Here is a 6,960-nt window from a genome sequence, read left to right on the forward strand (position 1 = left end):
ATTCATGTCCGCAATCCACATCGCAGCAAGCGTCATCTTCTACCTCAAAGAATGAGTCCTGAGCCTAGAATATCTTTATCGTAGATTGTAACAAGGCCCTTCACGCTTGGCGTGATTTCCAGCCATTGCCCGTTATGTTCATAGCGACGAACGGACGTCTCGGGTTTTTTCGATAAGGAATAGAACGGATGCTCCATTTGCGGCATCACGTCCTTAAGCACGGCATCTGCCACGTCGCAGATGAATAAGTCATGCTGCGGATGACGCTTCGGCAGGAGGGCCTCATGGACAACAGGCAGATTCAGGGTTTCAGATACCATACCTCAAGTTCGGGGTTTTAAATACCAAATCGGAAAAAAACGCAGAAATTCCTATTCTATATCAATGCGTTAAATGGATGCCAAAATCGCTTAACACAGAATCTAACACCTCCTTTGAACATCTGGTCTGTGGATAACTTTTTATCGCTTAAAAATTTTCAGCCAAATTGAACCCAAGCACCGCCTCTTGGGGGCTACGCCCCCGCCGGCTCGCGGCCTACGGCCGCCCCGATCACGCTTCGCGCGATCTCCCACCCGGCATCCCCCTGCTCGCCCTTTCAGGGCTGCGCTAATACGGACATGCCTACGGCACGGAATCATATCGACGATGCATTCCGCATCGTCTCTCCATGCACACCTTCCTCTCCCGCGTCGGCGCCTCTGGCGCCCTACGGGGCTCCCGCTCCGCGCTCGCCCGACGCCAGCAACACCAAAAGAACCAGGCAAGACCGCAATCTGCTCAAGGCACACTGGCGTTCAGGCGATCATTCAGCGGCTCACGTGTCACAACATGTCCGTCTGACGCCACAGGAAGGCCGTACAGGCGTTATCGTGCGTGATGGCTGGTTTGTTGTCTGTAATGGGAATTGCGCCTTGTACGCCCCCCTCCAGAGAGCTTACCGCAATCATGGATGTCCTCCAGCGCGAAATTCAAGGGAGACACGATGGAGACGGAACGGGGATCATTGGATTCTAATAGTGTTGCATTTGTGTAGACAAATGTCTATCTTATCTCCATGAAGATTGCGGGTTTCGACTGGGATGACGGCAACTGGCCAAAATGTGGCAAGCATGGTGTCTCCCGTGCGGAAATCGAGCAGGTCCTGCTGGGAGAACCTGCCGTCATGGCTGATCCTCATCCAGGTGAGCCCCGGATGCGGGCCATCGGCAGGACTGAAGCCGGACGTTACGTTTTTCTGGTCTTCATGTTCAGGACGGTCAGCAGTCAGACCCGGCTACGTCCCATCAGTGCCCGTTACATGCATCAGAAGGAGATCGACCACTATGAGCAGCAAAAATAGGTCCATGCCCTCTCTGCATAGTGATGAAGCGGCCGAGGATTTCGTCGCGACCGCCGATCTGACCCGGTATGACCTGTCCGGTTTCAAGCCCATGCGCTTTGAGATCGAACCCAAGGCGGCTGCCCTCAACATGCGCCTGCCAGCGTCCCTGCTGGACGCCGTGAAAGCCAGGGCAAAGGCAAAGGGCATCCCTTACACACGCTATGTCCGGATGCTGCTGGAGACCGATGTTGCACAAATGAGGTAAAGCGTATTCCAGCCGGAACAGAAGAGATCGGGCAATGTAAATACGCCCGAAAATCACTCAGGTCATACTGACAGGCTTCAGGAACTCCACAGGCGTTGTCTCAAGCGCCTGCGCCAGTTCATACAGCGTCACGACTGTCGGGTTGCGGTGACCGCGCTCCAGACCGCTGAGATACTGCTGGCTGAACCCGGAGCGTTCTTCCACCTGCTCCTGGGTCAGCCCCTTCTCCTGCCTTAGGCGGGCAAAATTCTTTCCGACAAGCCGTTTCATGTCCATGCAGGGACCGTGACGACTTACACACTATAAGTTTATCAACTATAATATGTAACTATTCATCCCTTTGCATTTCCTCTCTCTTGCCAGGAAGAAATCCATGCCGCAGCCGCGCCAGAAAGCCGTCAATCTCAATGTGAAAGTGACTGAGACAACCATCCGGGCGTTGAGCCGGACAGCCGCTCTTCGGGATACAACCCAGAAAGAGGTGCTGATGCGCGCCCTGCTGAAAGCCGGGATTGAAATTGATCCGCACGATCTCGGAGAAAAGCGCACGCTTCCCTGGCACGAACGTCCCTGACAGAGAGCTTTTTTTCTCTCCTGCTTGTTCTGACAGGCTGTTTACTGTGTCTGCTGAGGAGAGAGCGTAGAGGCTCAGGACACTAGGGGATGTCCTGAGCCTTGGGGCAAGCGGTTGGGGCCGCTCTGAAGTCACCCGTTGAGTAGTCGTCTGTAGGCTAAGGGTGGGGAGATTGTCTTTTCCGAGGCGGTCTCTCCATCCGTTTTCCAGTATGAAAATTTCTCTGGACCATGGTCAAGTCAGATGTGCGGAAGACACGTTTTCCTCATTCGCATGAGGAACTTCCTATTATAAAGTTGCGAAGCTCATTTTTTATCGGGAATTTTTAATTTATATGATGTTGCAGAACCGTGAGTTATCATGTTTTTTCGAACATATTCGACCGTTTCCATGAGTTTTAGAGACGCCGCTGAAAACTGCGGTTTCTGGGGTTGAGTGAAGGTAAGAGATGCAGATCCCGGTGCACAAGACATCCGTCATGCAGGCCCTTCAGAATGCTGTGGCCCGTGGGTATGTCTGGCATGTCTCCGGGGTTATCGCGGCAGATAAATTTCTGGCGCTCGAAGATAAATTTGCAGAGCGCTATGACATAGGACTGTCCCGATGGCAGCGGTGCCGTCAGCGCAGGCAGGGCGCGGCCGGTGTGCGTTTCTTTGCCTATCCTGAACAGGGAACGACGCGTTTCCTGTGGTGGCTTCTGTTTACCGAGGGCGAGAGTAATGTCTTTCAGCAGGAGCATGGACGCCGGAAGGCTTCAGACAGAAAAGGTCGGCTGTTCTGGGGAACGGAGTTCGAGCTGGTGCAGCTTCCGACCCCGAACGGGAAAGTGTCCTGGTCCTGGCGGATGACCAGAGAGCGTGTGCAGGCGTGGCAGGAAGAGATCCAGGCTGCGATCCGGACCACACGGGATGACAATGCCATCAAGGCTGTCATGGCGCGTCTGGTGCGACTTCCGGGGTTCAAGGGGGTGCGGCAGCAGGTTTTTGAACTGCACCGGTTTGCAAAAGATGACTGGGGGCGGATCAGGCGGAAGGCAAAGTCTTGGGAGCCACCGGCACGGCCGGGTTACGTGCGCTTCCGGTCTGATGAGACTGCTTCTGCGGCTCAGGTTGTGCAGAGGCTGCTTATGGGGAAGGCCCCTTTTGGGAAAGAGCCTGTTGGTTCTGAACGAGAGTTGCCTGAGGAAGGAGCAATGCCTGCTGTAAACGAGAACAGTCAGACAGGATTACCCATTCCTCGGGGGCTGGATGCCTCTCGCGTGTTGCTGATCCGGGAAGCGGAGCAGATCCGGACATTCATCGCGGAGCGCTGGTCGTATGAATCGATCCGTCTCTGGCTTCTGGATCGTTATGGGGAGGCGTTCGATATTCCGCTGCCAGCCTTTCGGGAGCGGGTCAGGCGGGCGCTTCAGGCGAAGGCAGGGTCTGTTTTGAAAGGTAAGGCAGAAGCTATTCAGGCTGTTCGGGTCGTTGATCAGGCAAAAGAGAAAGAGAGCGAGCCGGTCAAAGAACACTGCCTGAGCTGGGAGGACAGGCGAACAGGGCGCTTTCCTGGAAGCGGGACGAACGTTGTTCATCGTAAAAAGCCAAACAGGGATGAACTCTACTGAAGGTGCCGTATGCCCCTTTAGTCGCGCTTAATATTTTCAGCTCTAAAACGAATTATGTATACTGTTTTCACAATCAGGAGAGCAGTGAATGAAAAATTATATCCTTCAGGCTGTGACCAATGCGGATCACGCTAAGCACCTCAACAATATTCTTGATCATTCTGATACAATAAAAGTTATTCTCAGTACCGCCTTCATGACAGAGCGTGGTTTATCTTTAATTGAGAGCACGCTGTCTGCCGTCGCATCGCAAGCGATAGTGTTTGCAGGGGTTCGGAATGGCATCACGACTGCGCAGGCATTAGAGAAGGCCTTAAGTATCGGATGTACTGTTTACGCTGTTGATACTGGATCACGCACACGCATTTTTCATCCGAAAGTCTATTTTCAGAGAAGCCATAACAAAGCGCGGCTAATCGTAGGTAGTGCAAATCTCACAGTTGGTGGCCTTCTTGCTAACATTGAAGCAAGCTTGTTGCAGGATTTTGATACGACTGTTCAGGAGGATGCTGACTTCTTGGCTAACGTGGAGCAACAGTTCCACGATATGATAGATGAGTATCCTGAGCATGTTATTAAGATTAGTGCCAGATCCGACATTGAGAAGCTTCTCGAAACTGGGCGGGTTCTCGACGAGTCTGAAACACGGGCTCCTGCGGCTTCATCATCGTCTTCTGATCGTGGGGATGACCAAGTTCCCCTTATGAAGCTGAAAACAAAGCGTGGAACATCATCGAAAATTTCAAAGTTTTCATCTGAATTTTCAAGAGTAGTTCCGACCACTTTGTCGGGAAAACCGGTGCAACCAAGCAATACAGCTCTAGAACTTTTATGGGAAAGCAAAGAACTGCGGCGCCGTGATTTAGATATACCGAAATCGGAAACAACTCATGCTACCGGATCAATGCTATGGAAGAAGGGGGCATCAGAAATAGATCAACAAACCTATTTTCGGGATAGGGTCTTTGCTAATCTTACATGGCAGCCAAGTGCGCGTACAACAGGAAAAGAAGAGGCGGAGGCAGATTTTCAGATCATTATTCGAGGCATTGACTACGGACTATATCGTTTGACTGTCACACACGATACTAGAAAAAATACTGCTGCGTACAAGCAACGGCAGCCTATGACGGACGTCCGATGGGGCGAAGCTCGCCCCCTTATAGCGCGCACGGATCTTCTGGAGCGAATTATGAGGCTTTATCGAGATCCGGCGCAACCTGATGTTTATATCATTGATATAGACTAAGTAGCCTCAGATGACACTCTGTGACGGCGATTGCGGAGGCGCTGCCAACCTGAGAGAAGTTCATCCTGTTGAGCTATGGACAAACCGACCTCGCCCAAGACCCGTTTGGTCTGAAGTGCAAGGACGTCATCCATTGACATTGTGCGTACAGCTTTATCCAGCTCGTCTATCTCGGGAGTGATTTTCGATGGAGGAGGCAATAGTAGCTTTTCGATTTCGGACGGAACAAGCTCAAGAACCCCTCCTCCATAGTGTCTGCCTTCTAGCTCTGCACTTAAGGCGGTCAAGCCATTCAGAAAGCTGTAAACCAATTGCTCAGCCGCACCCTCTTTGGCTCGAATGCGATACGCTGTATCGGTCGTGTAAGCGCCGACTTTGTTGAGAATCAGTCGCGGGGTGTCGTGACTTCGCTTCAGCATTCCGATTTCGGTCGAATATACTGAAGGAACAGCATACCATGGGCTACGAATACGGCATTTGTAGCGTGTGTGTAGACTCTCTTTTAGCCCTTGTTCGATGTACTGCTTCCCCAACTTTGTTCGTTCGACGCTGGTATCTTTGAACCATATAAAATTTGTTGGCTTTCCGCTTGATGCATTTGCTTGGTGTTGTTCGTCATCATAGATGATGCCAGGGCAATGTTCGCTACGCCCAAACATCGGATAAGCCCACTTCTGAAGGCCGAAGCGCTGAACCGTTTCGTCTTCGACCAGAAAAAATTTGTTTGCTCCTGTGACGATGCCTACATCTACGTCAGCAACTTCATCGAAGCGCCGTGCCAAATTAGTCGCGATCAATTCATCAAGCAGTTCACGAGTAGCAGGTGCTAAAAGTGCACGAGTCCACTTCCCTTCGACTGTTTTACCATTAATCGACTGCGGCGTATTGAAGACATCTTCCGGATCAAATTGAAGGAAATCTCGCCCTCGCACGGGATAAATTCCAAGCCCTTCGGCATAATCCGTTGCCTTCTTCTTCTTTTCCACAAGAAGAAGGACCGCACCTTGAAGAGTACCGTCGAACCAAAGCTCTTCAGGGTCAACCACGATCAAACGTCGCGCGTTGGCCCCTAGATACGACCGAAGAGATTGCGCATGCATGACGTGAATAATTTCAGAGGGTACAACCATTGCGAGCCGTCCACCGGGCCGCAGAAGCTCGAAAGATGCAAGCACAAAGGAGACCCATGCGTTGGTATGCTTGGTAAACTTGCAACCCAAGCGGTCAAAAATTGCTTGTGCCCGATCTTGGAAAAGAGCTGGCAAATACTGGTAACGAATAAATGGAGGGTTGCCTATTACTGCATCGAACCGCTCAGTTTTGTCATCCATGGCCTCTAATGCCCAACCTAAGAAGTCAGAGGCACGAATATTAACTCTAGATAATCCGAGGGTCTGCGCTCGTTCTTGGGATTTTTGTGCTTCGGCTTCGTCCAATTCGAAGCCGACTATCTCTCCAGATAATTTACTGTTGTTAATTGCCTCAAAGAAAATTCCATCACCACAACTTGGTTCTAAAGTGCGATTTGGAGAAATTTTTGAGACCCATCGGGCAAGGAAAGTTGCGAGATCAGCGGGAGTATAGTAGCCACCGCGAAGCTTTTCAGCCGATTCAAATTTCTTGAAGTTCATTTGTGATCGGCCTCGTTCTTATTTCCTTTGTATTCTGAAAGGTATTGCTGGATACGCTCAATCATCCAGTCTTTTAATGTTTTGTTTTCTATTGCCAAAACACTGTAGAGCTGCCTTTTTTGGAAGGGGTCTAGCTCTACAACCACACGACCTGATTCACCTTTTGCCATATAACATAACTCACATTTGTTATGTTATGTATTGAACGTGCATAATGTTATCTGTCAAGAAAAACTAGGATCAGGACCTATTAATTTATTGAACTGAGCGAGAAGTTGTGATTCACAGGCTTACCGATGGAGGGTAGG

General features: G+C 50.8%; 9 protein-coding genes. 5 read left to right on the forward strand and 4 right to left on the reverse strand.

What is annotated here, in order from left to right:
- Nucleotides 1-44 precede the first annotated feature (44 nt).
- Nucleotides 45-320, reverse strand: coding sequence for a replication initiator protein A (locus HK26_RS10155; protein WP_257640969.1), 276 nt, complete (start codon nucleotides 318-320; stop codon nucleotides 45-47).
- A 737-nt stretch (nucleotides 321-1,057) separates the two neighbouring features.
- Here HK26_RS10155 and HK26_RS10165 point away from each other — a divergent pair.
- Together HK26_RS10165 and HK26_RS10170 are read left to right on the forward strand one after the other, a co-directional pair.
- Entirely contained in the window at nucleotides 1,058-1,342 is a 285-nt protein-coding gene (locus tag HK26_RS10165; protein WP_048854892.1) for a BrnT family toxin, read from the forward strand.
- The gene (locus HK26_RS10170; RefSeq protein WP_035366292.1) at nucleotides 1,326-1,589 is read left to right on the forward strand and encodes a BrnA antitoxin family protein; all 264 of its coding nucleotides are present in this window, start codon (nucleotides 1,326-1,328) and stop codon (nucleotides 1,587-1,589) included. The genes HK26_RS10165 and HK26_RS10170 overlap by 17 nt, the downstream gene beginning before the upstream one ends.
- A gap of 57 nt (nucleotides 1,590-1,646) precedes the next feature.
- Here the strand turns inward: HK26_RS10170 and HK26_RS10175 are convergent, their stop codons facing one another.
- Nucleotides 1,647-1,859 carry a helix-turn-helix domain-containing protein gene (locus HK26_RS10175; RefSeq protein WP_456303461.1) on the reverse strand — a complete coding sequence of 71 codons (213 nt, stop codon included), beginning with the start codon at nucleotides 1,857-1,859 and terminating at the stop codon, nucleotides 1,647-1,649.
- Nucleotides 1,860-1,962: 103 nt separating this feature from the next.
- Between HK26_RS10175 and HK26_RS10180 the strand changes: the two genes are divergently transcribed.
- The 3 genes from HK26_RS10180 to HK26_RS10190 all read left to right on the forward strand — a co-directional run bounded on the left by HK26_RS10180 (nucleotide 1,963) and on the right by HK26_RS10190 (nucleotide 5,021).
- A complete protein-coding gene (locus tag HK26_RS10180; protein WP_048854890.1) occupies nucleotides 1,963-2,163 on the forward strand; it encodes a hypothetical protein in 201 nt (66 codons plus the stop codon).
- Nucleotides 2,164-2,611: 448 nt separating this feature from the next.
- Entirely contained in the window at nucleotides 2,612-3,772 is a 1,161-nt protein-coding gene (locus HK26_RS10185; RefSeq protein WP_143296337.1) for a hypothetical protein, read from the forward strand.
- Nucleotides 3,773-3,860: 88 nt separating this feature from the next.
- Nucleotides 3,861-5,021, forward strand: coding sequence for a phospholipase D family protein (locus HK26_RS10190; protein WP_086639685.1), 1,161 nt, complete (start codon nucleotides 3,861-3,863; stop codon nucleotides 5,019-5,021).
- Here HK26_RS10190 and HK26_RS10195 read toward each other — a convergent pair.
- Both HK26_RS10195 and HK26_RS13480 read right to left on the reverse strand, forming a co-directional pair.
- Nucleotides 5,018-6,652 carry an Eco57I restriction-modification methylase domain-containing protein gene (locus tag HK26_RS10195; protein ID WP_086639686.1) on the reverse strand — a complete coding sequence of 545 codons (1,635 nt, stop codon included), beginning with the start codon at nucleotides 6,650-6,652 and terminating at the stop codon, nucleotides 5,018-5,020. The two genes, HK26_RS10190 and HK26_RS10195, sit on opposite strands and share 4 nt — an antisense overlap.
- Nucleotides 6,649-6,822, reverse strand: a complete 174-nt coding sequence (locus tag HK26_RS13480; protein WP_179287867.1) for a hypothetical protein — start codon at nucleotides 6,820-6,822, stop codon at nucleotides 6,649-6,651. Before HK26_RS13480 ends, HK26_RS10195 begins: the two co-directional genes overlap by 4 nt.
- Nucleotides 6,823-6,960: the final 138 nt, after the last annotated feature.

This window comes from Acetobacter okinawensis, assembly GCF_002153655.1.
Classification (GTDB): Bacteria; Pseudomonadota; Alphaproteobacteria; order Acetobacterales; family Acetobacteraceae; genus Acetobacter; species Acetobacter okinawensis_A.